At 71.4% G+C, this 26,838-nt stretch carries 22 protein-coding genes and 1 pseudogene; 2 read left to right on the top strand and 21 right to left on the bottom strand.

Translation table 11 applies throughout. The features are described from left to right. Window positions 1-52: 52 nt before the first annotated feature. The 7 genes from pyrF to pyrR form a co-directional block, all read right to left on the bottom strand. Window positions 53-967 (bottom strand): orotidine-5'-phosphate decarboxylase, encoded by a 915-nt coding sequence (gene pyrF, locus GFD30_RS11025; RefSeq protein WP_153025265.1) that lies wholly within the window; start codon window positions 965-967, stop codon window positions 53-55. After that, entirely contained in the window at window positions 960-2,054 is a 1,095-nt protein-coding gene (locus GFD30_RS11020) for a quinone-dependent dihydroorotate dehydrogenase (RefSeq protein ID WP_153025264.1), read from the bottom strand. Before GFD30_RS11020 ends, pyrF begins: the two co-directional genes overlap by 8 nt. A gap of 110 nt (window positions 2,055-2,164) precedes the next feature. After that, window positions 2,165-5,485, bottom strand: coding sequence for a carbamoyl-phosphate synthase large subunit (carB, locus tag GFD30_RS11015; protein WP_153025262.1), 3,321 nt, complete (start codon window positions 5,483-5,485; stop codon window positions 2,165-2,167). Then, the gene (gene carA / locus GFD30_RS11010) at window positions 5,478-6,629 is read right to left on the bottom strand and encodes a glutamine-hydrolyzing carbamoyl-phosphate synthase small subunit (protein ID WP_153025260.1); all 1,152 of its coding nucleotides are present in this window, start codon (window positions 6,627-6,629) and stop codon (window positions 5,478-5,480) included. Before carA ends, carB begins: the two co-directional genes overlap by 8 nt. Further along, entirely contained in the window at window positions 6,626-7,927 is a 1,302-nt protein-coding gene (locus GFD30_RS11005; RefSeq protein WP_322633154.1) for a dihydroorotase, read from the bottom strand. The genes carA and GFD30_RS11005 overlap by 4 nt, the downstream gene beginning before the upstream one ends. After that, complete coding sequence (locus GFD30_RS26920) at window positions 7,924-8,844, bottom strand: aspartate carbamoyltransferase catalytic subunit (protein WP_153025259.1); 921 nt, start codon at window positions 8,842-8,844, stop codon at window positions 7,924-7,926. The genes GFD30_RS11005 and GFD30_RS26920 overlap by 4 nt, the downstream gene beginning before the upstream one ends. Next, the gene (gene pyrR / locus GFD30_RS10995; protein ID WP_322633153.1) at window positions 8,841-9,419 is read right to left on the bottom strand and encodes a bifunctional pyr operon transcriptional regulator/uracil phosphoribosyltransferase PyrR; all 579 of its coding nucleotides are present in this window, start codon (window positions 9,417-9,419) and stop codon (window positions 8,841-8,843) included. Before pyrR ends, GFD30_RS26920 begins: the two co-directional genes overlap by 4 nt. A 272-nt stretch (window positions 9,420-9,691) precedes the next feature. On the opposite strand from pyrR, the gene GFD30_RS10990 reads away from it, so the two are divergent. Further along, complete coding sequence (locus GFD30_RS10990; protein WP_153025257.1) at window positions 9,692-10,192, top strand: transcriptional regulator; 501 nt, start codon at window positions 9,692-9,694, stop codon at window positions 10,190-10,192. Between the two features lie 156 nt (window positions 10,193-10,348). Here GFD30_RS10990 and nusB read toward each other — a convergent pair whose 3' ends face one another. From nusB to GFD30_RS10955, 7 genes and pseudogenes are all read right to left on the bottom strand, one after another. Next, a complete protein-coding gene (gene nusB / locus GFD30_RS10985) occupies window positions 10,349-10,795 on the bottom strand; it encodes a transcription antitermination factor NusB (protein ID WP_153025255.1) in 447 nt (148 codons plus the stop codon). A 2-nt stretch (window positions 10,796-10,797) separates the two neighbouring features. Then, entirely contained in the window at window positions 10,798-11,355 is a 558-nt protein-coding gene (gene efp / locus GFD30_RS10980; protein ID WP_322633152.1) for an elongation factor P, read from the bottom strand. A 335-nt stretch (window positions 11,356-11,690) separates the two neighbouring features. After that, window positions 11,691-12,848 carry an RNA-guided endonuclease InsQ/TnpB family protein gene (locus GFD30_RS10975; protein WP_322633151.1) on the bottom strand — a complete coding sequence of 386 codons (1,158 nt, stop codon included), beginning with the start codon at window positions 12,846-12,848 and terminating at the stop codon, window positions 11,691-11,693. Window positions 12,849-13,146: 298 nt separating this feature from the next. Continuing rightward, a pseudogene (gene aroQ, locus GFD30_RS10970) lies at window positions 13,147-13,563 on the bottom strand (type II 3-dehydroquinate dehydratase); the annotation flags it as partial. After that, complete coding sequence (aroB, locus tag GFD30_RS10965; RefSeq protein ID WP_153025253.1) at window positions 13,560-15,116, bottom strand: 3-dehydroquinate synthase; 1,557 nt, start codon at window positions 15,114-15,116, stop codon at window positions 13,560-13,562. The pseudogene aroQ and the gene aroB, both read right to left, overlap by 4 nt. Before the next feature lie 106 nt (window positions 15,117-15,222). After that, the gene (aroC, locus tag GFD30_RS10960) at window positions 15,223-16,401 is read right to left on the bottom strand and encodes a chorismate synthase (protein ID WP_407649012.1); all 1,179 of its coding nucleotides are present in this window, start codon (window positions 16,399-16,401) and stop codon (window positions 15,223-15,225) included. A gap of 133 nt (window positions 16,402-16,534) precedes the next feature. After that, complete coding sequence (locus tag GFD30_RS10955; protein WP_153025251.1) at window positions 16,535-16,888, bottom strand: cupin domain-containing protein; 354 nt, start codon at window positions 16,886-16,888, stop codon at window positions 16,535-16,537. 226 nt (window positions 16,889-17,114) lie between these two features. On the opposite strand from GFD30_RS10955, the gene GFD30_RS10950 reads away from it, so the two are divergent. Then, complete coding sequence (locus GFD30_RS10950; protein WP_153025250.1) at window positions 17,115-18,386, top strand: ABC transporter substrate-binding protein; 1,272 nt, start codon at window positions 17,115-17,117, stop codon at window positions 18,384-18,386. Between the two features lie 67 nt (window positions 18,387-18,453). Here the strand turns inward: GFD30_RS10950 and GFD30_RS10945 are convergent, their stop codons facing one another. From GFD30_RS10945 to iolC, 7 genes are read right to left on the bottom strand one after another with little or no spacing between them, the layout of a single operon-like run. Further along, window positions 18,454-19,452, bottom strand: coding sequence for a Gfo/Idh/MocA family protein (locus GFD30_RS10945; protein WP_153025248.1), 999 nt, complete (start codon window positions 19,450-19,452; stop codon window positions 18,454-18,456). A gap of 26 nt (window positions 19,453-19,478) precedes the next feature. After that, window positions 19,479-20,402 (bottom strand): TIM barrel protein, encoded by a 924-nt coding sequence (locus tag GFD30_RS10940; protein ID WP_153025246.1) that lies wholly within the window; start codon window positions 20,400-20,402, stop codon window positions 19,479-19,481. A gap of 19 nt (window positions 20,403-20,421) precedes the next feature. Beyond that, on the bottom strand, window positions 20,422-21,915 hold the full coding sequence (locus GFD30_RS10935; RefSeq protein WP_153025244.1) for a CoA-acylating methylmalonate-semialdehyde dehydrogenase: 1,494 nt from the start codon (window positions 21,913-21,915) through the stop codon (window positions 20,422-20,424). 9 nt (window positions 21,916-21,924) lie between these two features. Beyond that, window positions 21,925-23,841, bottom strand: coding sequence for a 3D-(3,5/4)-trihydroxycyclohexane-1,2-dione acylhydrolase (decyclizing) (gene iolD / locus GFD30_RS10930; protein WP_153025242.1), 1,917 nt, complete (start codon window positions 23,839-23,841; stop codon window positions 21,925-21,927). Continuing rightward, on the bottom strand, window positions 23,838-24,668 hold the full coding sequence (iolB, locus tag GFD30_RS26915; RefSeq protein WP_322633150.1) for a 5-deoxy-glucuronate isomerase: 831 nt from the start codon (window positions 24,666-24,668) through the stop codon (window positions 23,838-23,840). Before iolB ends, iolD begins: the two co-directional genes overlap by 4 nt. Next, window positions 24,665-25,537, bottom strand: a complete 873-nt coding sequence (locus tag GFD30_RS26910) for a Cgl0159 family (beta/alpha)8-fold protein (protein WP_227996077.1) — start codon at window positions 25,535-25,537, stop codon at window positions 24,665-24,667. The genes iolB and GFD30_RS26910 overlap by 4 nt, the downstream gene beginning before the upstream one ends. After that, the gene (gene iolC / locus GFD30_RS10920) at window positions 25,527-26,525 is read right to left on the bottom strand and encodes a 5-dehydro-2-deoxygluconokinase (protein ID WP_153025240.1); all 999 of its coding nucleotides are present in this window, start codon (window positions 26,523-26,525) and stop codon (window positions 25,527-25,529) included. The genes GFD30_RS26910 and iolC overlap by 11 nt, the downstream gene beginning before the upstream one ends. Window positions 26,526-26,838 lie beyond the last annotated feature (313 nt).

The following is a 26,838-nucleotide window of genomic DNA, read 5'->3' as shown; positions in this document are numbered from 1 at the left end:
ACACGCCTGCGACCGGGGGTGGGGTTGATTCCGGGTCCCGAAAACCGCGGTTTTATTCCCCCATCGCGGCGCGGCATTCCTCCTGCAACGCCTCGACGGCGGTGCGAATGCTCGCCACGGCAGGGCCAGGCTGCGCGATTTGTCGTGAATAAGATGGTATTGCGAACTTCGTCGCCGGTCCGAGGACGCGCGGAAGATCACTCGGCCGCCCGCCCTGCGCTCCCATGCCCGGGACCAGGATCGGGCCGTTGAACTGGGAGAGGTCGTGAGCGGAGTCACGTTGGCTCACCGTGGTGTGTGTGATTCCGTAAGTCGACTCACGCAGGCGGGCGTCCCCCTCGCTCGCGCAGGCGCCGATCGTCGCGCCCATGACGATCCCGAACGAGCCCATCGGCTCGGCGTCCCCGTTGCGCTGGTTCACCTCGTCGATGACGCTCTGGGCCACCGAGCGCCCGTCGCGGCGCTTGGCCATCTGCACGTACTTGCCCTCGGGGTTCGAGGTCCGGGCGAGCACGAACAGGCCCTTGCCGTGCGCGGCCGCGAGGTCGAACGCCGGCTGGAGCGAACCGGTGCCCAGGTACGGGCTCACGGTGATCGCGTCGACCGCCAGCGGCGAGGCCGGATCGAGGTACGCCTGCGCGTACGCGGCCATGGTGGAGCCGATGTCGCCGCGCTTGACGTCGAGGATCACGAGGGCCCCGGCCCGGCGGGACTCGGTGATCACCCGCTCCAGGAGCGCGACGCCCTTGGAGCCGAACCGCTCGTAGAACGCCGACTGCGGCTTGATGAACGCGCACGTCTCCGCCAGCGCCTCCGCGAGGGTCAGCGCGAAGCGCTCGGCGCCGGCGAGGTCGTCGTCGAGGCCCCACTGCAGGAGCTGCGACCCGTGGGGGTCGATGCCGGCGCACAGCGGGCCGCGCTCTTGGGAGAGGCGGAGGGCGCGGGCCCCGAATTCCTTGTTAGGCATGGTTCCTCGTATCAGGCGTGGCGGAGTGTCGGTGGTGGCGGCGGGCGGTCCTGCGGTAGCGGCGGGCACTGGCGTGGACCATGCCCGGCCCGTTGTAGATGAGGCCGGAGTAGACCTGCACGAGGCTGGCGCCGGCGTCGAACATGGCCTGGGCGTCGTCGGCGGTCATGATCCCGCCCGAGCCGATGATCGGCAGGCGGCCGCCGGTCTCGCGGTGGACGAAGCGGACGATCTCGCGGGCGACCAGGGTCAGGGGCCGGCCGGACATGCCGCCGGGCTCGGCGGCGACGGCGTCCTCTTCCGGGAGGATCCCGTCGCGGCCGAGCGTGGTGTTGGTGGCGATCACGCCGGCGACGCCGGCGTCGAGGCAGACCTCGAGGAGCTGCGCGAGGGCCGGCTCGGTGAGGTCGGGGGCGATCTTGACCAGGATGGGGCGGGTGGGCCGGCCGGCGGCGAGGCGGAGCCCTTCGGCGTGGAGGGCGGCGAGGAGGTCGCGGAGCGCGCCGGCGTCCTGGAGCCGGCGCAGGCCGGGCGTGTTCGGGGAGGAGACGTTGATCGCGAAGTAGTCGGCGAAGGGGTAGAGGAACCGCATCGACTGGAGGTAGTCCTCGATGGCGCCTTCGAGCGGCACGGCCTTGGACTTGCCGATGCTGATGCCGAGCGGGCAGTCGACGGCGGGGACGGCCGCGAGGCGGGCGGCGAGGGCCTGGGCCCCGTCGTTGTTGAAGCCCATGCGGTTGACGATGGCCTGGGAGCGGCGGGCGCGGAACATCCGCGGCTGGGGGTTGCCGGGCTGGGGCTGGGCGGTGACGGTGCCGATCTCGGCGAAGCCGAAGCCGAGGGCGGGCCAGGCGCCGACGGCGACGCCGTTCTTGTCGAGGCCGGCGGCGAGCCCGATGGGGTTGGGGAAGGGGATGCCGCAGACGGTGACGGGCGCGCTCAGCCGGTTGAGCTTGATGAGCGCGTTGCGCACCTGCCGCTGCTCGGACAGGCGCGTCAGCCAGCGCAGGGTGAGGTCGTGCGCTTTCTCGGCGTCGCCGCGGCCGATCCGGAACAGGACCGGGCGGGCGAGATTCTGGTACAGCATGCTCATTCCTGTATACGTCAATTCACCGGGTGAGCGGAACCGGCACTGTCAGTGGGCCGCTCACCCGGTGCTGCGTGTCACGCGCGGCGCGCGGGCGTCGCCATGCCGTCCTACGCCGCGGCCCGCTCGCCGCCGCGGAGTCGGCGGTGGAGCTCCTGGAGCGAGGCGACGCGGATCTCGCCGCGCGAGGCCGATTCGATGGCCTGCGTGGCGGCCGCGGCGCCCTGGATGGTGGTGACGCAGGCGACGTCGGCGACGACGGCGGCGGAGCGGATCTCCCAGCCGTCGGTGCGCGGGCCGGTGGAGGCCGAGGGCGTGGTGATGACCAGGTCGATCTCGCCGGAGGCGATGAGCGCGACCGCGTCGACGTCGGCGCCCGCGCTGTGGCGGCCCACGGGCGTGAAATCGATGCCGTGGCGCTTGAGGACCAGGCCGGTGCCTTCGGTGGCGTAGACGGTGAAGCCGAGGTCGACGAGGCGGCGCACCGGGAAGACGATGGAGCGCTTGTCGCGGTCGGCGACGGACACGAAGAGCTTCCCGGAGGTGGGGAGCTTGCCGTAGACGGCGAGGGTGGCCTTGGCGAAGGCGAGGCCGAAGGACGAGTCGATGCCCATGACCTCGCCGGTGGACTTCATCTCCGGGCCGAGGACGGCGTCGATGCCGGAGCCTTCGACGGTGCGGAAGCGCTTGAAGGGCAGGAGCACCTCCTTGACGCTGATGGGCACCTCGGGTCCGGCGTCGGAGCCGTCGCCTTCGGGCAGGAGCATGCCTTCGGCGCGCAGGTCGCTGATCTTGGCGCCGAGGGCGATGCGGGCGGCGGCCTTGGCGAGCGGGACGGCGGTGGCCTTGGAGACGAACGGGACCGTGCGGGAGGCGCGCGGGTTCGCTTCGAGGACGTAGAGCTGCTCGTCCTTGAGGGCGTACTGGACGTTCATGAGGCCGCGGACGCCGATGCCGAAGGCGAGCTTGGCGGTGTAGTCGCGGATCTGCTCGATGACGGCGGCGCCGAGGGTGATCGGCGGGAGCGCGCAGGAGGAGTCGCCGGAGTGGACGCCGGCCTCCTCGATGTGCTCCATGATGCCGCCGAGGTAGAAGTCCTCGCCGTCGCAGAGGCAGTCGACGTCGATCTCGATCGCGTCGTCGAGGAACCGGTCGATGAGGACCGGGTGCTCGGGGCTGGCGGCGGTGGCGCGGGTGATGAACCCGGCGAGGGAGTCCTCGTCGTAGACGATCTCCATGCCGCGGCCGCCGAGGACGTACGAGGGCCGGACCAGGACGGGGTAGCCGATCTGGGCGGCGACCTCGCGGGCCTCCTCGTAGGAGGTGGCGGTGCCGCCGGCGGGGGCGACGAGGCCGAGGTCGCCGAGGAGGCGCCCGAAGACGCCGCGGTCCTCGGCGTTGTCGATGGCCCTGGGGCTGGTGCCGACGATCGGGAGGCCGGCCTGCTCGAGGCGCTCGGCGAGCCCGAGCGGGGTCTGGCCGCCGAGCTGGACGACGACGCCGACGACGCCGGGGCCGCCGGCGGCCTTCCCGGACTCGTCCTCGGCGTGGAAGACCTCGGTGACGTCCTCGAAGGTGAGCGGCTCGAAGTAGAGCCGGTCGGCGGTGTCGTAGTCGGTGGAGACGGTCTCGGGGTTGCAGTTGACCATGATGGTCTCGTAGCCGACCTCGCGCAGGGCCTGGACGGCGTGGACGCAGCTGTAGTCGAACTCGATGCCCTGGCCGATCCGGTTGGGGCCGGAGCCGAGGATCATGACCTTGGGCCGGTCCGAGGGCGCGACCTCGGTCTCGTCCTCGTAGGTCGAGTAGTGGTAGGGCGTGTGGGCCTCGAACTCGGCGGCGCAGGTGTCGACGGTCTTGTAGACCGGGCGCAGGCCGAGCCGGTGGCGCAGGCGGCGCACGCCGTCCTCGCCGGCGAACTCGGGCCGCAGGGCCGCGATCTGGGCGTCGGAGAAGCCGGCGCGCTTGGCGCGGCGCAGGAGCGCCCCGTCGGCGACCGCGGCGGTCTCGATCTCGTCGCGCACCTCGATGAGCTGGGCGATCTGGTCGAGGAACCACGGGTCGATCTTGCACGCGTCGTGGACCTCGGCGACGGACGCGCCGAGGCGGAGGGCGCGCTCGGCGGTGTAGAGGGTGCCGTCGTGGGCGGTCTTCAGCGCCTCGAGCGTGTTCTCGAGGGTGGCGCCCTCGGGGTCGGGGCGGGTCCAGAACCCGGCGGCCTTGGTCTCGGTGGAGCGCAGGGCCTTCTGGAGGGCCTGCTGGAAGGTCCGGCCCAGGCTCATGGCCTCGCCGACGGACTTCATCGTGGTGGTGAGGGTCGGGTCGGCGCCGGGGAACTTCTCGAACGTGAACCGCGGGACCTTGACGACGACGTAGTCGAGGGTCGGCTCGAACGCGGCCGGGGTGGCCTTGGTGATGTCGTTCGGGATCTCGTCGAGCGTGTAGCCGATGGCGAGCTTCGCGGCGATCTTCGCGATCGGGAAGCCGGTGGCCTTGGATGCGAGCGCGGAGGAGCGGGAGACGCGCGGGTTCATCTCGATCACGATCATGCGGCCGGTGGCCGGGTCGATCGCGAACTGGATGTTGCAGCCGCCGGTGTCGACGCCGACCTCGCGGAGGATCGCGATGCCGACGTCGCGCATGTGCTGGTATTCGCGGTCGGTGAGGGTCATCGAGGGGGCGACGGTGACGGAGTCGCCGGTGTGGACGCCCATGGGGTCGACGTTCTCGATGGAGCAGACCACGACGACGTTGTCGTCGCGGTCGCGCATGAGCTCGAGCTCGTACTCCTTCCAGCCGAGGACGGACTCCTCGATGAGGACCTCGGTGGTGGGGGACTCGGCGAGGCCGTTGCCGGCGATGCGGTCGACGTCCTCCCAGGTGTAGGCCATGCCGGAGCCGAGGCCGCCCATGGTGAAGGAGGGGCGGATGACCACGGGCAGGCCGAGCTCCTTGACGGTGTCGCGGACCTCGTCCATGGAGTGGCAGACCGCGGACCTGGGTACCTCGCCGCCGACCTTGAGGACGACCTCCTTGAACTGCTGGCGGTCCTCGCCGCGCTGGATGGCGTCCATGTCGGCGCCGATGAGCTCGACGCCGTGCTTCTCGAGGATCCCGGCCTCGTGGAGGGCGACGGCGGCGTTGAGGGCGGTCTGGCCGCCGAGGGTCGCCAGGATCGCGTCGGGCTTCTCCTTGGCGATGATCTGCTCGATGACCTCGGTGGTGATCGGCTCGACGTAGGTGGCGTCGGCGAACTCGGGGTCGGTCATGATCGTGGCCGGGTTGGAGTTGACGAGGGTGACGCGCAGGCCCTCCTCGCGGAGGACGCGGCACGCCTGGGTGCCGGAGTAGTCGAACTCGCAGGCCTGGCCGATCTGGATGGGGCCGGATCCGATGACGAGGATGTGGTTGAGGTCGTCGCGCTTAGGCATTGGCCTTGGCCCCCTTGCTGTCGTTCGAGCGCGTGTTCTCGATCAGTTCGACGAGCCGGTCGAACAGGTAGTCGGCGTCGTGCGGGCCGGCGGCGGCCTCGGGGTGGTACTGGACGGAGTAGGCGGGGGCGTCGAGGCAGGTGAGCCCTTCGACGACGCCGTCGTTGAGGCAGACGTGGCTGACCTGGACGCGCCCGAACTCGGTGTCGAAGTACTCGCCGGATTCGGGCGCCTTGAGGGCGAACCCGTGGTTGTGGGCGGTGATCTCGATCTTGTCGGTGTGCCGGTCGAGGACCGGCTGGTTGACGCCGCGGTGGCCGAACTTCAGCTTGTAGGTCTCCAGGCCCAGGGCGCGGCCGAGGATCTGGTTGCCGAAGCAGATGCCGAAGACGGGCACGCGGCGGCGCAGCAGCTCGCGGGTGAGCTCGACCTGGTGCTCGGCGGTGGCGGGGTCGCCGGGTCCGTTGGAGAGGAACACCGCGTCGGGGTTCCCGTCGAGGAGCAGGTCGACCGTGGCGTAGGCCGGGTAGACGGTGGTGGTGATGCCGCGTTCGGCGAGGCGGCGCGGGGTGTTCCGCTTGATGCCGAGGTCGAGGGCGGCGACGGTGTACTTCGGGGTGCCCTTGGCCTGGTAGGTGTAGGGCTCGGAGGCGGTGACGGCGCCGACGTGGTTGGCGCCGGCCATCTGCGGCGTGTCGCGGACCTTCGCGAGGAGCTCCTCGGCGTCGGTCGAGCGCGAGGAGATGCCGACGCGCATGGCGCCCTTGTCGCGCAGGTGGCGGGTGAGGGCGCGGGTGTCGACCTCGCAGATGCCGACGACGCCCTGGGCGGCGAGCTCGTCTTCGAGGCCGCGCTCGGCGCGCCAGTTGGAGGCGGTGCGGGAGGCGTCGCGGACGACGTACCCGGCGACCCAGATGCGGCGGGACTCGTCGTCCTCGTCGTTCCAGCCGGTGTTGCCGATCTGCGGGGCGGTCTGGGCGACGACCTGGCCGTAGTAGGACGGGTCGGTCAGGGTCTCCTGGTAGCCGGTCATGCCGGTGTTGAAGACGGCCTCACCGAAGGTCTCGCCGACGGAGCCGTAGGCGGCGCCGCGGAAGACGCGGCCGTCCTCGAGGACGAGGATCGCTGGTGCTCTGCTGCTCATTCGGTCGTCTCCTCTGCGATCTTGCCGTTCAGCACGGTGGCGCGCCCCCGGAGGAACGTCGCCTGGACGGTGACCGGGAGTTCCATCCCGGCGTACGGGGTGTTCCGCGACAGCGACGCGAGTTCGCCGGGGACGACGGTCCAGGTCGCGGCGGGGTCGACGAGGGTGAAGTTGGCCTCGGTGCCCGGTTTCGGGTCGCGGCCGTGGGCTTCGAGGCCGGCGATGCGCGCCGGGGTGCGGGAGGTGCGCTCGGCGATCGTGTCCCAGTCGGCTTCGGCGGGGCCGCCGAGCGCGAGGACGGTGATCGACAGGGCGGTCTCGAGCCCGAGCATCCCGGGCCGGGCGGCGGCCCATTCGCAGTCCTTGTCCTGCGGGGCGTGCGGGGCGTGGTCGGTGGCGACGGCGTCGATGACGCCTTCGGCGAGCGCGCCGCGCAGGACCGCGACGTCGGCTTCGCGCCGCAGCGGCGGGTTCACCTTGTACACCGGGTCGTAGGTGCGGGCGGCCTCGTCGGTGAGGAGCAGGTGGTGCGGGCAGACCTCGGCGGTGACGTTCGCGCCGCGGGCCTTGGCCTCGCGGATGATGTCGACCGAGCGGGCCGTGGAGACGTGGCAGAAGTGGACGCGCGCGCCGGTGTACTCGGCGAGGAGCACGTCGCGGGCGATGATCGCCTCCTCGGCGACGGCGGGCCAGCCGGGCAGGCCGAGCTCGGCGGAGACGGCGCCCTCGTTCATCTGGGCGCCTTCGGTCAGGCGCGGCTCCTCGGCGTGCTGGGCGATGAGCCCGCCGAAGGTCTTCACGTACTCGAGGGCGCGGCGCATGAGGATCGGGTCCGAGACGCAGTGGCCGTCGTCGGAGAACATGCGGACCGCGGCCGCCGAGCGGGCCATGGCGCCGATCTCGGCGAGCTGCCTGCCTTCGAGGCCGACGGAGACGGCGCCGACGGGCTGCACGTCGGCGTAGCCGGCGGCCTTGCCGAGCGCGGCGACCTGCTCGACGACGCCGGCGGTGTCGGCGACCGGGTACGAGTTCGCCATGGCGCACACGGCGGTGTACCCGCCCTTGGCGGCGGCGCGGGTGCCGGAGTGGACGGTCTCGGCGTCTTCGCGGCCCGGCTCGCGCAGGTGGGTGTGGAGGTCGACGAGGCCGGGCAGGAGGACCAGGCCGTCGGCGTCGACGACGGTGGCCGACCCGGCCTTGGCGATGGAGCCGATCTCGGCGACGCGGCCGTCGCGGACGAGGACGTCCTGGCGGCCCCGGCCGACGAGGTCGGCGCTCTTGATGAGGAGGTCGGTCACCGGGCTTCTCCGTTCGTGAGCAGCAGGTAGAGGACGGCCATGCGGACCCACACGCCGTTGGTCACCTGCTCGGTGATGGTGGCGCGGGGCGAGTCGGCGACGGTCGCGGCGATCTCCATGCCGCGGTTCATCGGGCCGGGGTGCATGACGATCGCGTGGTCGGGCAGGAGGGCGAGGCGGCGCTCGTCGAGGCCGTAGAGGCGGGCGTACTCGTTGGCGGTCGGGAAGAACGCGGCGTGCATGCGCTCGCGCTGGACGCGGAGCATCATGATCGCGTCGACGTCTTTGAGGCTCGCGTCGAGGTCGTACTCGACCTCGACCGGCCAGTCGCCGATGTCCTTGGGCAGCAGGGTAGGCGGGCCGACGAGGCGGACGTTCGCGCCGAGCTTCGACAGGAGCCAGACGTTCGAGCGGGCGACGCGGGAGTGGAGGATGTCCCCCACGATCGCGACGGTGCGGCCCTCGACGGCGCCGAGCCGCTGCTTCATCGTGTAGGCGTCGAGGAGGGCCTGGGTCGGGTGGGCGTGGGTGCCGTCGCCGGCGTTGAGGACGGCGCCGTCGATCCACTCGGTGAGCCGCTGGGGCGCGCCCGCGGCGGGGTGGCGGATGACGACCGCGTCGGCGCCCATGGCCTGGAGGGTGAGCGCGGTGTCGCGCAGGCTCTCGCCCTTGTTGACGCTGGAGGTCTTGGCGGCGAAGTTGACGACGTCGGCCGAGAGGCGCTTGGCGGCGGTCTCGAACGAGGTGCGGGTGCGGGTCGAGTCCTCGAAGAAGAGGTTGACGACGGTGCGGCCGCGGAGGGCCGGGAGTTTGGGGACCTCGCGGCCGGTGACGGCCTCGGCCATCTGCTCGGTGACGTCGAGGATCAGCTCGGCCTCGTCGCGCGTGAGCTCTTTGGTGGTGAGCAGGTGCTTCATCGCTCGCGGCCTCCGGTCAGGACCACCGCGTCGAACCCGTCGTACTCGGTCAGGCGCACGGACACGCTCTCGTCGCGGGCGGTGGGGATGTTCTTGCCGACGTAGTCGGCGCGGATGGGCAGCTCGCGGTGGCCGCGGTCGACGAGGATGGCGAGCTGGACGCTGGCGGGGCGGCCGAGGTCGTGGACCGCGTTGAGCGCGGCCCGGACGGTCCGGCCGGAGTAGAGGACGTCGTCGACGAGGATGACCCGCTGGTCGTCCACGCCGCCGGGCGGCAGCTCGGTGGGGCCGAGGGGCCGGAGCGCGTTGCGGCGCAGGTCGTCCCGGTAGAGGGTGATGTCGAGGGTCCCGGCGGGGACGTCGGTGCCGGCGAAGCGGCGGATCCGGTCGGCGAGGCGGCCGGCGAGCGCGACGCCGCGCGTGGGGATGCCCAGGAGCATGGTGTCGGGGGCGCCCTTGGTCTTCTCGAGGATCTGGTGGGCGATGCGGTCGAGGATCCGGCCGATGTCCTCGGCCGTGAGGATCTGCTTGCCCGACGGGTCTTCCTCAGTCTGCCTGAGGGCAGGGGAAACCACGCGAACCTCCTTCTCCGCCTCACGGGACGGTCTGTTAAAGAACGGTTTCGTCGCGGGCCATGCTACGCCGCCGGTGACGGAGCGTAAAGGGCGGTCCCAAAACCATGGTGTCGGTAGCTATGCGTTTGACGGGTATGCTCGGGTTTGCCGGTCAGTCTTTCGAGCCTCACGCGACGAAGAACACTGTTTGGGGGCACCCCAACGGCCGATGGTCACCGACCGTAGTCAACAATAGGATTCCTCTCGTACCGAAAATTGGAGTTGATCCCAGCATGGCGACATCTGACTACGCCAAGGCGCTCGGCAACCGGCTGCGCGACATTCGGATGCAGCAGGGCCTGTCCCTGCAAGGCGTCGAGGACAAGTCCGGCGGCAAGTGGAAGGCCGTCGTCATCGGTTCCTACGAGCGGGGCGACCGGTCCATCACGGTCAGCCGCCTCGCGGAGTTGGCCGACTTCTACCGGATCCCCGTCTCGGAGCTGCTTCCCGAGGGCGTGCCGCTCCCGGTCGAGCAGGCCGAGAAGATCGTCCTCAACCTCGAGGCGCTCTACGACCACCCCGACCCCGAGCTCGAGCACGTCGCCAAGCTGGCGCGCTCGATCCAGCAGCGTCGCGGCGACTACAACGGCCGGATCCTCTCGATCCGCGCCGACGACCTCTACACCCTCGCGGTGGTCTACTCGACCACGCCCTCCGGCCTGATCGAGAAGCTGGAGGACTTCGGCGTGCTCGTGCACGACCTCCAGGCGTTCTTCGCCTCGGACGCCGAATAGGCGAAGCGGACGACGGCCGGGCCCGGGATCGGAGGGCTCGGCCGTTCTTCGTACCGCCCGACTCCGGATGCGGCGGCTCGGCCTGCCGCGTCCCGCCTCGGGCAGACGGAGACGGCCGGGCCCCGCGGGGCCCGGCCGTCTCCGTCTGCTGAGGACCTACTCCTCGGCCTTCGCCGCCGCGTCGAGGACCGCGTTCACGAACGAGGTGTCGTCGGAGGAGCCGATCTGCTCCGCCACGCGCATGGCCTCCTTGATGGCCACGGGCGTGTCGACGTCCTCGACGTAGATGATCTCGTACAGGGCCACGCGCAGGACGTTCCGGTCGACCGCGGGCATCCGCTCGACCGACCAGCCGCTGGCGGCGCGGCCGATGGCCTCGTCCAGCTCGTACCGGTACTCGTCGACGCCGCGCGCCAGCTCCTCGGAGTACTTCGGGAGCCGCGGGGCCTCGGGGTCGGTGAACGCGCGGTCGGCCCGCTCGGCGAGGACGCGCTTCACGCTCTCCTTGCGGGACTCGGCCTCGTACAGGATCTCGACGGCCCGCATCCGCCATTTGGTGCGGGCGGTGAGCCGCTCAGGTCCGCTCTGCTGGTTCTTGGTCACGCCTATGCCCGGCTGAGGTACTTGCCGTCGCGGGTGTCGACCTTGATCTTCTCGCCGTTGTCGATGAACAGCGGCACGAGGACCTGGGCGCCCGTCTCGACGGTGGCGGGCTTGGTGCCGCCGGAGGAGCGGTCGCCCTGGAGGCCCGGCTCGGTGTAGGTGATGACGAGCTCGACCGCGGCCGGCAGCTCGATGTAGAGGACCTTGCCGTCGTGCATGGCGACGGTGGCCTCGGAGTTCTCGAGCAGGTACTTGGAGGCGTCGCCGACGATGCCGGGCCCGACCGGGATCTGGTCGTAGGTGTCCGAGTCCATGAACACGAAGTCCTCGCCCTCCTTGTAGAGGTAGGTCATCGTGCGGCGGTCGACGTTCGCGGTCTCGACCTTGGTGCCGGCGTTGAAGGTCTTGTCGACGATCTTGCCCGAGGGGATCTGCTTGAGGGTCGTGCGCACGAACGCCGGGCCCTTTCCGGGCTTGACGTGCTGGAATTCCTGCACCTGCCAGAGCTGGCCCTCCAGGTTGAGCACCAGGCCGTTCTTGAGGTCATTCGTGGTTGCCACTGGCGTTCGTCACTTTCGATTTGGGTGTTGAGCGGACCGACCGCCTATGCTAGCGCCCGTACACGAGCCACTGCACTTCAAGGCCGCTCAACTGTGCTTGGAACCCCATGAGAGCTCGGTGTCCTGTCCTTCTGGCTTGCGCGAAACCTGCCCCTTTCGCGGATCGTGACGTTGAGGCCACCGGGGCGTTGTCGCTTTCGTTGGCATCCTCTCCGCCCGGAGGGACGGAGGTTCCCGGCTTGCGGTCCGCTAATGCGGCCCGTCTACGGGCGGGTTCCTGTTTCAACTGGCTGCGCCCGGGTCTCCCCGGGTCTTATCGGCCATCCGCAGGCATTTCAGGTGTCCGCCTGCCCGGCGGCCACCAAGCGCTGACCTTCACGCCTGATGTTGATCTCGGCATTGCGATCACGGTCATGCCGGGCGCCGCACCCGCACTCCCACTGTCGGACCTTCAGCCCCCCTATGCCTCGGGGTCCGGTAAGTGCGCCGCACTCGGAGCACAGCCGCGTGGACGGGAAGTACCTGCCGACGCGAGTGAACGTGCGGCCGACGCGCTGCGCCTTCGATTCGAGCCGGGTCAGGAACATCCCGAACGACGCATCGTGAACGCTCTTCGCGGACCGGCCACGGGCAAGACCATTGACATGCAGGTCCTCGACGTACACCGCTTGGTTCTCGCGGAGGATGCCGATCACCTGCTTGTCGATCCAGTCCAAACGTGCGTGCTTGACATCCTCATGGATCTTCGCGACCTTCAGCCGTGCCTTGGCCCGGTTCGCCGAGCCCTTCGTCTTCCGAGAGTGGGCCTGCTGCGCCTTCCTCAGTTTCCGCTCGAGCTTCCGGAAGAACTTCGGAGACTCAACCACCCTCCCGCCGCGAAGCACGGCGAAGTGCGCCAGGCCAAGGTCGATTCCGGTCTCGGCGGCGGGATCTTCGAGCGGCTCCAGCTTTTGGGCACCGTCGTCGACCGCCACCACGAAACTGGCGTAGTACTTGCCAGTCGGGGTTCTGAGCACCGTTACCGAGGACGGCTCGGCGGGCAGATCCCTTGACCAGGCGACCTTCAGTGCGCCGACCTTCGGCAGGCGCAGTCGTCCGTTGTCCAAGATCCGGAATGCGGCGCCGCGAGTGAAGCGGATCGACTGCGTTCCCGAGCGTCGCTTGAACCGGGGCGGGCCCAGACGCGCACCCCGCCGTTTCCCGGCGAGTGAAGCAAAGAAGTTGCTGTAGGCCCGGACCGCGTCGCGCAATGCCTGTTGCAACACAGTGGAGGAGACCTCGGCGAGCCAAGCTCGATCGGGATGCCGCTTCGCTTCGGTGATCAGAGCCTTGGACAATTCCGTGGCTCTCGGATACGCCAGTCCGTTGCGGTGGGCGTGCTTTCGGGCGGCAACCGCGTCGTTGTAGACGACCCGGGCGCACCCAAACGCCCGCGCGAGCGCGGCCCGCTGCGGGGCCGTTGGATACAGCCGGTACCGGTATCGAAGTAGCACACCTGTTCAACGACGAAGCGACCCACCCGAAACGGCCATAAGACCGTGGCGATAGCCACAGGACCGAATTGCCGAGTCGAAGACCAGGCTGCGGCGATGAAGCCGAGCGTGGCCGTGTGGAAGACCGGCAACGCGGTCGAGGTGGAGATCCGCTGAGCCGGACCCGGGCGGCTGTACGCCTCGGCAGGAGGCGCGGCCGCCCGGCGAACCCCTGCGGCGGCGGGGCAGGAGAACGGCGGCGGAACGACCGCGCCTGGAGACCGGGTCGACTCCGCTGGCGCGGCGACGGTAACCGTGCTGCGAGGTGGCGCAGTGCCGCGACGTAGCCGTCGAAGCCGAGGCCGGCGATGACGCCCTCGGCGTGGGCCGACACGAACGAGCGGTGCCGGAACTCCTCGCGCTTGTGGACGTTGGAGAGGTGGACCTCGATGAGCGGGGCCGTGAGCTGGGCGCACGCGTCGCCGACGGCGACCGAGTAGTGGGTCCAGGCGGCGGCGTTGAGGACCACCGGGTAGCCGTGGTCGGCGGCCTCGTGGAGCCACTCGAGCATCTCGCCCTCGTGGTTCGTCTGGCGGAAGTCCACGTCGAGGCCCAGTTCCGCGCCGGTCTTGACGCAGAGCGCCTCGAGGTCGGCCAGGGTCTGGGAGCCGTAGATCGCCGGTTCGCGCTTGCCGAGCCGGTTGAGGTTCGGGCCGTTCAGGACCAGGGTCTTCATGCCGTGAGCCTCTCATAGGCCTCGCGCTGCTGCTCGGCGGTCACGTCGTCCGCGACGACCGGCTTCGCGAGCGCGTCGAGGAGGACGAAGCGCTGGGTCGCGCCGACGTTCTTCTTGTCGATCTTCATGACCTTGAGGAGGTCGTCCCAGCGGCCGGGCTCGTAGGTCGTGGGCAGGCCGAGGGACTCCAGGACCGACCGGGTGCGCGCGACGAGGTCGACGCGGCCGGTGATCGCGTTCAGGTGCGCGGCGTAGACCATGCCGACGGCGACGGCGTCGCCGTGGCGCCAGCGGTAGTGCTCGAGCTTCTCGATGGCGTGCGCGAAGGTGTGCCCGTAGTTGAGGATCGCGCGCAGGCCGCCTTCCTTGAGGTCGGAGGCGACGACTTCGGCCTTGACGGCGATGGCGCGCTCGACGAGTTCGGCGACGACCGGGCCGGAGGCGTCGAGTGCGGCTTCGGGGTCGGCTTCGACCAGGTCGAGGATGACCGGGTCGGCGATGAAGCCGGCCTTGACGACCTCGGCGAGGCCGGCGGCGAGGTCGCGCCTGGGGAGGGTCGCGAAGGTGTCGAGGTCGACGAGGACGGCGCGCGGGGGGTGGAAGGCGCCGACGAGGTTCTTGCCGGCGGCGGTGTTGACGCCGGTCTTGCCGCCGACGGCCGCGTCGACCGCGCCGAGCAGCGAGGTCGGGACGTGGACGACGGCGACCCCGCGGAGCCAGCAGGCGGCGACGAACCCGGCGAGGTCGGTGACGGCGCCGCCGCCGACGCCGACGACGAGGTCGGTGCGGGTGAAGCCTTCGGCGCCGAGCGCCTCCCAGCACTGCTCGGCGACGGCGACGGTCTTGCCGTCCTCGGCGTCGGGCAGCTCCATGAGGGTGGCCTCGACGCCGTCGGGCAGGAGCGAGCCGACCCGTTCGGCGAGCGCGGCGGTGCTGGCGGTGTGGAGGACGGCGACGCGGGCGGCCTTCCCGAGGAACTCGGGGAGGCGGTCGACCGTGCCGTGTCCGATGAGGACCGGGTACGGCGCCTCGGCGTCGTTGACGACGACGGTGCGGACGGCGAGCTTCGCCCGGATCTCGGCGGCCAGGTCGGCCGCGTCCCGTCCGGTGGTGTCGATCTCGATGTCGGCGACCTCGCGGTAGAGCGGCAGGCGCTCGTCCATGAGCCGGCGGAGCGTGGCGCGCGGGTTCACGGCCAGGAGCGGGCGGCCCTTGTCGATCTCGTTGCGGCGCACGGCTTCGGCGAGGTCCACGCGGAGGTGGACGACGGTGACGTCGGCGAGGAGCTTGCGGGTGGACTCGGCGAGGACCGCGCCGCCGCCGAGGGCGAGGACGCCGTCGTGCTCGGCCACGGCGCGGCGGACCGCTTCGCGTTCGAGGGCGCGGAAGTGCTCCTCGCCGTCGTCGACGAAGATGTCCGCGATCGGCTTGCCGGCGGCGGCGACGATGTCGGCGTCGGCGTCGCGGAAGGGGACGCCGAGCGATTCGGCCAGGGCGCGGCCGATCGTGGTCTTGCCGGAGCCGGGCGGGCCGACGATGACGACCAGGCTCATCGGTGTGCTCCGGACATGCGATGCCCTCCAGACATTCGGTGCTCTCCGGTCGGTGCGCACTCCGGTTCGGAGTGCGGCGCCGCGTCGCGGCGCCGGCGGGCGCGGGCTACTTGACCCGCAGGTGCTCGAGGTACTGCTCGAAGTTGCGGCGGGACTCGGCCACAGAGTCGCCGCCGAACTTCTCGAGGGCGGCCTCGGCGAGGACGTAGGCGACCATGTGCTCGGCGACGACGGCCCCGGCGGGGACCGCGCAGACGTCGGAGCGCTGGTTGATGGCCTCGGCGGGCTCGCCGGTGGTGGTGTCGATGGTGCGCAGCGGGCGCGTGAGCGACGAGATGGGTTTGAGCATGGCGGAGACGCGGAGCGGCTGGCCGGTGGTGATGCCGCCTTCGAGGCCGCCGGCGCGGTCGGTGAGGCGCTGGACGCCGTCGGGGCCGGGGACGATCTCGTCGTGGGCGGAGGAGCCGCGGACGGCGGACTGCATGAGGCCGTCGCCGATCTCGACGGCCTTGACCGACTGGATCGACATGAGCGCGGCGGCGAGGCGGGCGTCGAGCTTGCGGTCCCACTGGACGTGGGAGCCGAGCCCGGGCGGGACGTTGTAGGCGAGGACCTCGACGACGCCGCCGAGGGTGTCGGCGTCCTTCTTGGCGGCGTCGACCTCGGCGACCATGCGGGCGGAGGCTTCGGGGTCCATGCAGCGCAGCGGGTCGGCGTCGACGGCGTCGAAGTCGTCCGGGGTGGGGACGAGGCCGTCCTTGGCGCGGACCGGGCCGAGGGCCTTGACGTGGGAGACGATGGCGATGCCGAACGCCTGCCGGAGGAACGCCTTGGCGGCGGTGCCGCCGGCGACGCGGGCGGCGGTCTCGCGGGCGGAGGCGCGCTCGAGGATCGGGCGGGCGTCCTCGTGGTCGTACTTCTGCATGCCGGCGAGGTCGGCGTGGCCGGGGCGGGGCCGGGTGAGGGGGGCGTTGCGGGCGACGCCTTCGAGTTCGGCGGGGTCGACCGGGTCGGCCGCCATGACGGTCTCCCACTTGGGCCATTCGGAGTTGCCGACGCGGATGGCGACGGGCGAGCCGAGGGTGCGCCCGTGGCGCAGGCCGCCGATGAAGTTCACGACGTCGGCCTCGAACTTCATGCGGGCGCCGCGGCCGTAGCCGAGGCGGCGGCGCGCCAGTTCGGCGGCGACCGCCTCAGTGGTCAGTTCGATCCCGGCGGGCAGGCCGTCGATCGTGACCACGAGTTCGGGGCCGTGGGACTCTCCAGCTGTCATCCATCGCAACACGGGGTCAAGTCTGCCATCCGGGTCGGTGTGATCCGGCACCTGGTGGGAGGCGCGTCTCAGCGCCTGGACATGTTTCTGGCCGCCCTCGGCATTCGGAGGGCGGCCGGACGCGGTCGTGCGGTTCGGAATCGGATCACTTGTTGTCGAACGCCTTGCCGAAGTCGACGAGGACGACCGGCTGCTCGCCGACGACCTCCGCGTCGTGGCCCGGCGGGATCTCGAACGCGTCGCCCGCGTTGATGTCCTTGTCGGTGCCGTCGTTCATGTGGACCCGCAGATGCCCTTCGACGCAGTAGCCGAGATGGTGGGCCTGGCAGGCGTCGGTGCCGACGATCGGCTTGACGTCGTTGGACCAGCGCCAGCCCCGCTCGAAGGTCGACAGCTCGACGGGCTGGCCGTCGATCATCACGGTGTCGCGGTGTCCGTGGCCGCTGAGGTCGAGCGTGTCGTCGGGCTGCTTGAAGCTCTTTACCGCTAGTCGAGTCATGGTGTTCACCTCCCACTCCCGAGTCTATGGCGATTTCACGAATCACATTCGCGTTCGGGTGTTGCGCTGCTCCGAACGGCCGATGGAGATCTGCCCGGACGGCGCTCCTTGGGGGCTGCGGAAACGTAAGTTACCGCATAGTATTCGTTGCGCACGGGTGCCGCTCCCCATCAATGTCCGTCGAATTCCGCGGCGCCCGCGACGACCACGAAGAGGTGATCGACCCATGCGGACCCCCGCGACGACGACGAGGCGGGCCGCGGCCCTGGCGGCCGCGCTCGCGCTCGGCTTGACCGGCTGCACGGCCGAGGAGGAGGGCCCGGCGCCGACGCCGGGCGTCACGGCCGACACGGTCACCATCGGGACCCACCAGCCCCTGACCGGGCCGGCCGCGGCCGGGTACTCGGCGGTGTCGGCGGCGACCTCGGCGTACTTCGCGTACGTCAACGACAACGGCGGCGTCCACGGGCGGAGCATCGAGTACCTGGTCAAGGACGACGCCTACCAGCCGCAGCAGACGAACGAGGTCGTGACCGAGCTGGTCGAGGACGAGGAGGTCCTCGCGGTCGTCAACGGCCTCGGCACCCCCACGCACTCGGTGGTGCTCGACTACCTCGCGCAGGAGGGCGTGCCGGACCTGTTCATCGCATCGGGCTCCCGGGTGTGGAACCAGCCGTCCCTGTACCCCAACGCGTTCGGGTACAACGCCGAGTACACGACCGAGGGCGCGGCGCTCGCGCAGTACGCGTCGGAGCAGGAGCCGGGCGCGAAGGTGTGCGTCCTGGGCCAGGCCGACGACTACGGCGAGGGCATCCTCGAAGGCGTCGAGGCGGTCATGGGCGGCAACGAGATCACCGAGATCCAGACGTACACGACGTCGATGACCGACATCTCGGTGCAGATCGGCGCGCTCAAGGCCGCCGGATGCGAGGTGAACATCCTCGGGACGATCAACGGGTTCACGGCGCTCGCGGTCGCCACGGCCGCGCAGCTCGACTGGTTCCCGCAGTGGTACGTGTCCTCCTCGGGCGCGGACTACCCGACCCTCGTCGGGCACCTGGGCGAGGAGGCGGCCGCGCAGCTCCTGGAGGGCATGGTGTGCGTCAACTACCTGCCGTACGGGCCCGACAACGAGTGGACGGCGCTGTTCCGGCAGATCAACGACGAGTACAACGGCGGCGCGCCGTTCACCGCGAACACGGTGCTCGGGATGAGCGTCGGCTACCTGTTCGCGGAGGCGCTCGCGGCCGCCGGGGAGGAGCCGACCCGGGAATCGCTGATCGCGGCCGTCGAGTCGGGCACGCTGCGCGGCAACGGGATCGTGCCGCTGTCCTTCAGCGAGACCAACCACGGCGGGTACAGCACGGTCGGGATCATGACCGTGGAGGACGGCGTCCAGGACTACAACGGGACCACGTACGAGGTCGAGGTCGGGCAGGTGAGCGAGGTCGAGGCCGACCCGGTGCCGCTGCTCAACGGCGGCATCCCGGCGGGCTGACGCGGGACGGGCCCGGCCTCGCGGCCGGGCCCGTCCCTCTTAACCCCAGAGCAAAGCTTGATCGCGGCTAGCGGTAGAACGCCGGCCGCTCGGGCAGGTCGACCGGGACGACCGCGCCGGTGCGGCGGGCCTTCACGGCCGCGTTCGTGACCACGGTGGCGGCGTAGCCGTCCCAGGCGCTCGGACCGGCCGGCTCGCCGGTGTGCAGCGAGTCGACCCACTCCTGGAGCTCGACGTCGAACGCGTCGGCGAAACGGCTCGGGAAGTCCTGGACCACCGCGAACGAGGCCCGGCCCCCGCTGCGGACCACGGGCGCGGCGGGGTCGGGGAGCCGCACCGTGCCGGTCTCGCCGACGATCTCGCACTGGATGTCGTAGCCGTACCGGCAGTTGACGAACACCTCGACGTCGACGCGGGCGCCCGACGCGGTCTCCAGCAGCAGGATCTGCGGGTCCACCAGGTGCGGGTACCGGTTCGAGGTCGAGCGCGGCACGACCACCTGGGCGGTCGCGAACTCCTCGCCCAGGAGCCAGCGGAGGGCGTCGACCTCGTGGACGGCCGTGTCGACCATCGGCTTGTCCGAGTGGTACGACTCGGGCGAGTCGGGGTTGCGGTGGACGCAGTGGGCCATGAGCGGCGCGCCGATGCCGCCGGCGTCGAGCACGGCCTTCATCTGGCGGTACCCGGCGTCGTAGCGGCGCATGAACCCGACCTGGACGAGGCGCTTCCCGTGCGCCTGCTCCGCTTCGAGGATCCGCAGCCCGTCCGCCGCCTCCGTGGTCAGCGGCTTCTCGCAGAACACCGGCTTGCCCGCGGCGATGCACGCGAGGACCTGCTCGGCGTGCGCCGGCCCCCACGAGGTCACCACGACGGCCTCGACCTCGGCGTCCTCGATGAGCTTCTCGGCGGAGTCCACGACGCGGGCCCCGGCGGCGCCCGCCACGGCCTCGGCGCGCTCGGGGTCGATGTCGGACACGGCGGCCACCTCCGCGCCGCTGACGGTCCCGGAGAGGCGCTTGACGTGCTCCTCGCCGATCCAGCCGGTGCCGATCAAGCCGATCTTCATGGGCCTGTCCCTCTCTGTGTGCGGTGTCAGGGCTGCGGGCGGCGGGCCCCGAGCCCGCAGCCGTTCAGGTACTCGCGCGTGCGGACCGCGATCGGGAGGGGCACGTCCGGCTCGCACGGGTACAGGTCCTGCTCGACGATCACGAACAGGTCGGCGTCGAGCCCGGACAGGGCGGTCACGATGTCGGCGGGGTTCGGGACCCCCGCGGGCGGCTCGACGCAGACGCCGCGCTTGACGGCCTCCCCGAAACCGAGGCGCTCCTCGCGGACCTGCCGCAGGATCCCGGGGTCCATCTGCTTGATGTGGACGTAGCCGATCCGCTCCGCGTACCGGCCGATCAGGTCGAGGCTGTCGCCGCCGCCGTAGGCGACGTGCCCGGTGTCCAGGCACAGCGACACGTGGTCGGGGTCGGTGCCGTCGAGGAACGCCTCGATCTGCGCCTGGGTGCAGATCTGCGTGTCGGCGTGCGGGTGGACGTCGATGCGGACGCCGTGCTCCTCGAACATGCGCTTCCCGATGCGGTTCGCCGCCGCGTGCACCGTCTTCCACTGCCCGGCGTCCCACTCGACGACGTCGTCGACCGCGCCGGTCTTCTCGTCGCGGTACAGCGGCGGGATGAGCACGACGTGCCGCGCGCCCTGGGAGGCGGCGAGCGCGGCGACCCTGCCGACGGCGCGGAGCGTCTCCTCGAACCGCTCGGGGCGGTGGAGGTTCCCGAAGACGGTGCCGCCGGAGACCTTCAGGCCGCGGCTGCCGAGCTCGTCGCGCAGCACTTCGGGGTCGGTCGGCAGGTAGCCGTAGGGGCCCAGTTCGAGCCATTCGTACCCGGACTCGGCGAGCTCGTCGAGGAACCGCGTGTACGGGAGCTGGCGGTCGTCCTCGGGGAACCACACGCCCCACGAGTCGGGGGCCGATCCGAGGCGCAGGTTCGGGGCGGTAGGTGTCGGCATCGACGTCTCTCCTGTCCGGTCAGCTGCTGGTAGGGAAGTGGAACGCGGCGCCGGCGGTCTGGCGGACCTCGGGCCAGCGGCTGGTGACGGTCTTGGCGCGGGTGTAGAAGCGGACCCCGTCGGGGCCGTGGATCGGGGAGTCGCCGATGAGGGAGTCCTTCCAGCCGCCGAACGAGTAGTAGGACATGGGCACCGGGATCGGCACGTTGACGCCGATCATCCCGACCTCGACCTCCCGCTGGAAGCGGCGGGCCGCGGCGCCCGACGAGGTGAAGATCGCCGTGCCGTTGCCGTACGGGTTCGCGTTGACGAGCGCGATCGCCTCGTCCACAGTAGCCGCTCGGGCGACGGCCAGGACCGGCCCGAAGATCTCCTCGCGGTAGGCGTCCATGTCGGGCGTGACCCGGTCGAGCACCGTGGGGCCCACGAAGAAGCCGCCCTCGTGGCCGGGCACGGTGAGCCCGCGGCCGTCGACCACCGGGACGGCGCCCTGGTCGATCCCCGAGGCCACGAGCGCGGTGATGCGCTCGCGGGACGCGGCGGTGACGACCGGGCCCATCTCCGAGGCCGGGTCGTCGCCGGGGCCGACCTTCACCGCTTCGGCCTTGCGCTTGAGGACCTCCACGAGCGCGTCGCCGGCGTCGCCGACCGCCACGCCCACCGAGATGGCCATGCACCGCTGGCCGGCTGAGCCGAACGCGGCCGCCGTCAGGTGGTCGGCGGCGAATTCGAGGTCGGCGTCAGGGAGGACGACGGCGTGGTTCTTGGCGCCCCCGAGGGCCTGGACGCGCTTGCCGGTCGCGGTCGCCCGCTCGTGCACGTACTTGGCGATCGGGGTCGAGCCGACGAAGGAGACCGCGGCGATGCCCGGGTGGTCGAGGATCGCGTCGACCGCGGCCTTGTCGCCGTGGACGACGTTGAACACGCCGTCGGGCAGGCCCGCCTCGGCGTACAGCTCGGCGACGAGGTTCGACACCGACGGGTCGCGCTCGGAGGGCTTGAGGACGAACGTGTTCCCGGTGGCGATCGCCATGGGGTGCATCCACATCGGGACCATGATCGGGAAGTTGAACGGCGTGATCCCGGCGCACACGCCGAGCGGCCGGCGGAAGTTGAAGACGTCCACGCCGCCCGAGACCTGGTCGGAGTAGGAGCCCTTGAGCGCCTCGGCGATCCCGCACGCGTACTCCACGATCTCGCGGCCGCGGACGATCTCGCCGCGGGCGTCGTCGACGACCTTGCCGTGCTCGGCGGAGACGAGCCTCGCCAGCGCGTCCTCGTGCTTGCACAGCAGTTCGCGGAACCGGAACATGATCCTGGTGCGCTGCGACAGGGACGAGTCGCCCCAGGCTTCGAACGCCTTCGCGGCGGCGGCGACGGCCGCGTCGACGTCGGCGGGGCCGGCGAGGAGGACGTCGCGGGCGGGCTCGCCGGTGGCGGGGTTGTAGACCGCGGCGGTGCGGGTGGAGGCGCCGCGGGTGAAGGCGCCGCCGATCCAGTGCTCGATGGTCATTCCGGCTCCTCAGAGGTAGTGGCGCTGGGCGCGTTTGCGGTCGGTGTAGGCGTCGAAGGCCGCGCGGGTGGAGTCGAGTTCGGACACTTCACTGACGGGCACGTCCCACCAGGCGCTCTGGGGCAGCCCGGGCGAGCGGGGGTCGGTCTCGACGTGGACGACGGTGGTCGTCAGGGCGGACTTGGCGGTCGCGATCGCCTCCTTGAACTCGGCCGTCGAGGCGGCGGTGAGCACGTTCGCGCCGAGGCTGGCGGCGTTGGCGGCGAGGTCGACCGGGAGGGTGTCGCCGTCGAGGAGGCCGGTCTCGGCGTCGCGGTAGCGGTAGGCGGTGCCGAAGCGCTGCGAGCCGAGCGATTCGGAGAGCGCCCCGATCGAGGCGAAGCCGTGGTTCTGGACGATGACGATGACGACCTTGACGCCTTCGGAGACGAGGGTGGGGATCTCGGAGGCGAGCATCAGGTAGGAGCCGTCGCCGACGAGGACGAACACGCCGCGGTCGGGGTCGGCGAGCTTGCAGCCGAGTCCGGCGGCGATCTCGTAGCCCATGCACGAGTAGCCGTATTCGACGTGGTACTGCTTCGGGTCCCTTGAGCGCCACATCATCTGGAGGTCGCCGGGCATGGAGCCGGCGGCGTTGACCACGATGTCGCGCTCGTCCACGGCGTCGTTGAGGGCGCCGAGGATCTCGGTCTGGGACGGCAGGGGCCGGCGGCCCTGCGGATCGGCTCCGGGGGTGTCGCCGCGGGGGCGCTTGGCGCGGTCGACGACCGTCTGCCATTCGCCGGCGAGCGCGGCGGCGCGGGCGGTCCAGGCCGGGTCGGCGCGCCACTCCCCCGGGCCGCTGCTGCCGAGGGCCCGGTCGAGGGCGGTGATGCCGGCGCGGGCGTCGGCGACGAGGGCGACGGCCGAGTGCTTGGCGGCGTCGAACGCGGCGACGTTCAGGTTCACGAAGGCGGCGTCGCCGAAGACGGTGTGGCTGGCGGTGGTGAAGTCGGTGTACCGGGTGCCGATGCCGAGGACCGCGTCCGCCTCGGCGGCGAGGAGGTTCGCGGCGCGGGAGCCGGTGGAGCCGAGCGCGCCGACGGCCTGCGGGTGGTCCCAGGGGACCGAGCCGCGCCCGGCGTGGGTCTCGGCGACGGGGATGCCGCGGGCGGCCGCGAAGGCGCGCAGCTCCTCGGTGGCGCGGGAGTAGACGACGCCGCCGCCGGCGACGATGAGCGGCCGCGAGGCGGACCGCAGGACCGCCAGGGCCGCGTCGAGTTCGGCGGGGTCGGGTTCGGGGCGGCGGACGGTCCATACGCGCTCGCGGAAGAACTCGGCGGGCCAGTCGTAGGCCTCGGCCTGGACGTCCTGCGGGAGGCAGAGGGTGACGGCGCCGGTCTCGACCGGGTCGGCGAGCACCCGCATCGCGGCGAGCGCGGCGGGGATGAGCTGCTCGGGGCGCCAGACGCGGTCGAAGTACTTCGAGACGGGCCGGAACGCGTCGTTGACGGAGACGTCGCCGGCGCGGGCGTCCTCGAGCTGCTGGAGCACCGGGTCGGGGGCGCGGGTCGCGAAGACGTCGGAGGGCAGGAGCAGCACGGGGAGCCGGTTGACGGTGGCGAGGGCGGCGCCGGTGACCATGTTGGTGGAGCCGGGGCCGATCGAGGCGGTGCACGCGTACGTGGAGAGCCGGTCGGTGAGCTTGGCGTAGGCGGTGGCGGCGTGGACCATGGCCTGCTCGTTGCGGGCGAGGAGGTAGGGCATGTCGGCCTCGCCGGTCTTGGCGGCCTGGAGGAGCGCCTGCCCGAGGCCGGCGACGTTGCCGTGGCCGAAGATGCCGAAGGTGCCGTTGACGAGGCGGCGGCGCTCGCCGTCGCGCTCGGTGTACTGGGCGGCGAGGAAGCGGACGAGGGCCTGGGCCACGGTGAGTCGGACGGTGGTCATCGGGCGGTCTCCTTCGCGTCCCAGGTGGAGCGGATCCAGGCGTGGGCGGGGTCGTCGGTGATCAGCCAGTCGCGCCGGCCGGGGCCGGCCATGACGTTGAGGTAGAACAGGTCGTAGCCGGGGGCGGCGGCGCTGGGTCCGTGCCAGCCGTGCGGGACGAGGACGACGTCGCCGGTCCGGACCTCGGCGGTGACGTCGATCGGCCGGCCGGGGGTGCCGTAGACGCGGTGGAAGGCGAACCCTTCGGGCCGGTCGGTCTCGAAGTAGTAGATCTCCTCGAGCACCGACTCGCCGTCGCGTTCCTCGTCGTGCTTGTGGGGCGGGTAGGAGGACCAGTTCCCGCCGGGGGTGACGACCTCGCAGACGAGGAGCTTGTCGGCGTCGAAGGTGCCGGGCATGCAGTAGCCGCGGACCTGGCGGGCGCAGGTGCCGGCGCCGCGGTCCTCGACGGGGACCCGGTCGGCGCGGCCGCGGCGGGCGGGGAGGCGGCGGTCGCATTCGGCGGAGGCGAGCGCGAACCGGCCGCCCGCTGCGCTGCTGACGGTGACCTGGGCTTCCCTGGGGGCGTAGGCGAAGTCGGCGGCGCCGTCGAAGACGCCGGCCCGGCCTTCGAGGTGGAACCGCTCGCCGTCGCAGTCGACGTCGCAGGAGCCCGAGAGCGGGAGGACCAGGTGCTCGGCGGTGCCGGTGCCGAAGGTGTGCGAGCCGCCGGGCTCGAGTGCGAGGACCTTGAGGCCGGAGTGGACCCAGCCGGCGGACTGCGGGGTCACGACGGTGTCGTAGCGGCCGTCCGCGGTGGAGCGGGCGGGCAGGTGGTATCGGTTCACAGCAGGTCCACCACTTTCTGGACGGCGCCGGCGACGTCGCCGTCGGCCGGGTAGAGGAGGGATCGTCCCACGGTCAGGCCGACGGCGTTGGGCGCTTCGAGCGCCTCGCTCCACTTGTCGCGCTGGGCGTCGAGGTCGGCGACCTCGCCGCCGAGGAGGACGACGGGGAGTGTGGTGGCGGCGGCGACCCGGGCGGGGTCGGGGACGGTGGGGAGTTTGAGCCAGGTGCGGGCGGAGGTGGTGCCGAGGCCGGCGGCGACGGCGACGGACCGGATGACCGCTTCGGTGGAGAGGTCGTTGACGAGCCTGCCGTCCTCGCGGGTGGAGACGAAGGGCTCGACCATGGCGATGAGGCCGCGGCTCGCGAGGGCGTCGACCGCGTGCGCGGTCTGCTCGAGGACCGCGGGGGTGGCCGGGTCGCCGTAGTCGATGCGGGTGAGGGTCTTGCCGCCGTCGAAGCCGAGGCGGGCGATGCCGTCGGCGGTCATGCCGGTGAACCGGTCGTCGATCTCCCATGCGGCGCCGGCGAGGCCGCCGCGGTTCATGGACCCGAACACGGTCTTCCCGTCGAGGGCGCCGAGGAGGAGCAGGTCTTCGAGGATGTCGGCGGTGCCGAGGACGCCGGTGCAGCCGGGGTTGTCCAGGGCGGTGCAGAGCCGGTCGAGGAGGTCGGCGCGGTCGGCCATGGCGAGCGGGTCGCCGCCGGTGCCGAGCGCGCCGCGGGCGGGGTGGTCGGCGGCGATGACGAGGCAGCGGCCGGAGGGCCCGACTGGGCTGTCGGGGCGCTTGCGTGCGGCGGCCGCTTCGGCGACGGCCCCGGGGCGGTGCAGGCGGGTCTCGGTGAGCAGCGCGAGCCGGTCAGCGCGCATCCGCCGCCTCCTTGAGCTTGGCGTCGACTTCGGTCTCGGTGGGCATGGCCGAGGAGCAGGCGAGGCGGCCCGCGACGATGGCGCCGGCGGCGTTGGCGCGGGCGATGACCTGGTCGAGCGGGAGTCCGGCGAGGAGGCCGTGGGCGAGGGCGCCGCCGAAGGCGTCGCCGGCGCCGAGGCCGTTGACGACCTCGACCGGGGCGGGCGGGAGCTCGACGTCGCCGGAGTCGTCGACGGCGAGGACGCCTTTCGGGCCCTGCTTGACGACGGCGAGTCGGACGCCCTTGTCGCGCAGGCGCTTTGCGGCCTCGCGCGGGTCGCGGGTGCCGACGGCGACCTCCACTTCGTCGAGGTTGCCGACCGCGACGTCGGCGAAGGCGAGGGCGCGTTCGATCCAGCGGCGGGCGTCGCCGGGGCCGTTCCCGGCGGTGCCGCTCCAGAACATGGGGCGCCAGTCGAGGTCGAGGACGGTGAAGGGGCAGGGGCGGCTCGCTTCGAGGGCGGCGAGGGTGGCGGTGCGGCTGGGTTCGGCGCACAGGCCGGTGACGGTGGCCCAGAAGACCTGCGCGGCGGCGACGGCGGCGGTGTCGAGCTCGGCGGCGGCCACGTTCAGGTCGGGGGCCTTCGGGTGGCGGTAGAAGTACAGCGGGAAGTCGTCGGGTGGGAAGACCTCGCAGAACGTGATCGGGGTGGGGTTGTGCGGGTCGGTGCCGACGAAGCGGTCGTCGACGCCGAACTCGCCGAGCGCCTGCCGCGCGTACGTTCCGAACGGGTCGTCGCCGACCTTGGTGATCACCGCGGCCCGCCGCCCGTACCTCGCGGCTGCGACGGCGACGTTGGTCGGCGAGCCGCCCAGGTACTTGTTGAACGACGCGACCTCGGGGATCGGGACGCCGGTCTGGGCCGGGTACAGGTCGACGCCGATGCGGCCCATCGTGAGCACTTCGAAGGGGTCGCCGGGGCCGGTTCGCCGCTGCGGAGCCAACATCGCCTCCTCATAGGGCAGTGTTCGACGTTCGGGACGTGTGTTCCACGCGTGGTTCGGATATGCGGTTCGGCCGCGTGGTTCAGGACGTGGTGCGGCGGCCGCCGACTGTCGGCGGTCGCCGTTTGCTCATGATATGTCTGTTTAGAGCGCGCTACTAGCGCGCTCTAGTAGAGCTAGAATGGCATGCACCACGTCACGCAGTCAAGTGGTCGCGTATGAAAAACTTCAATACGCATCGATCGGAAGGACCACGACCCGATGACCCCCCGAAACCCGCGACAAGGATCTGACCGCATCCCGGCACCGCGGTCGC

This window comes from Glycomyces albidus (assembly GCF_009451885.1).
Classification (GTDB): Bacteria; Actinomycetota; Actinomycetes; order Mycobacteriales; family Micromonosporaceae; genus Glycomyces; species Glycomyces albidus.
The sequence above is the reverse complement of the archived record's forward strand: the minus strand, read 5'-3'. Positions and strand labels throughout refer to the sequence as shown.

Bases quoted from the DNA above. Each gene is read 5' to 3' on its own strand.
- pyrF (WP_153025265.1), bottom strand. From the start codon at position 967: ATGCCTAACAAGGAATTCGGGGCCCGCGCCCTCCGCCTCTCCCAAGAG.
- GFD30_RS11020 (WP_153025264.1), bottom strand. From the start codon at position 2,054: ATGCTGTACCAGAATCTCGCCCGCCCGGTCCTGTTCCGGATCGGCCGC.
- carB (WP_153025262.1), bottom strand. From the start codon at position 5,485: ATGCCTAAGCGCGACGACCTCAACCACATCCTCGTCATCGGATCCGGC.
- carA (WP_153025260.1), bottom strand. From the start codon at position 6,629: ATGAGCAGCAGAGCACCAGCGATCCTCGTCCTCGAGGACGGCCGCGTC.
- GFD30_RS26920 (WP_153025259.1), bottom strand. From the start codon at position 8,844: ATGAAGCACCTGCTCACCACCAAAGAGCTCACGCGCGACGAGGCCGAG.
- GFD30_RS10990 (WP_153025257.1), top strand. From the start codon at position 9,692: ATGGCGACATCTGACTACGCCAAGGCGCTCGGCAACCGGCTGCGCGAC.
- aroB (WP_153025253.1), bottom strand. From the start codon at position 15,116: ATGAGCCTGGTCGTCATCGTCGGCCCGCCCGGCTCCGGCAAGACCACG.
- GFD30_RS10955 (WP_153025251.1), bottom strand. From the start codon at position 16,888: ATGACTCGACTAGCGGTAAAGAGCTTCAAGCAGCCCGACGACACGCTC.
- GFD30_RS10950 (WP_153025250.1), top strand. From the start codon at position 17,115: ATGCGGACCCCCGCGACGACGACGAGGCGGGCCGCGGCCCTGGCGGCC.
- GFD30_RS10945 (WP_153025248.1), bottom strand. From the start codon at position 19,452: ATGAAGATCGGCTTGATCGGCACCGGCTGGATCGGCGAGGAGCACGTC.
- GFD30_RS10940 (WP_153025246.1), bottom strand. From the start codon at position 20,402: ATGCCGACACCTACCGCCCCGAACCTGCGCCTCGGATCGGCCCCCGAC.
- GFD30_RS10935 (WP_153025244.1), bottom strand. From the start codon at position 21,915: ATGACCATCGAGCACTGGATCGGCGGCGCCTTCACCCGCGGCGCCTCC.
- iolD (WP_153025242.1), bottom strand. From the start codon at position 23,841: ATGACCACCGTCCGACTCACCGTGGCCCAGGCCCTCGTCCGCTTCCTC.
- GFD30_RS26910 (WP_227996077.1), bottom strand. From the start codon at position 25,537: ATGCGCGCTGACCGGCTCGCGCTGCTCACCGAGACCCGCCTGCACCGC.
- iolC (WP_153025240.1), bottom strand. From the start codon at position 26,525: ATGTTGGCTCCGCAGCGGCGAACCGGCCCCGGCGACCCCTTCGAAGTG.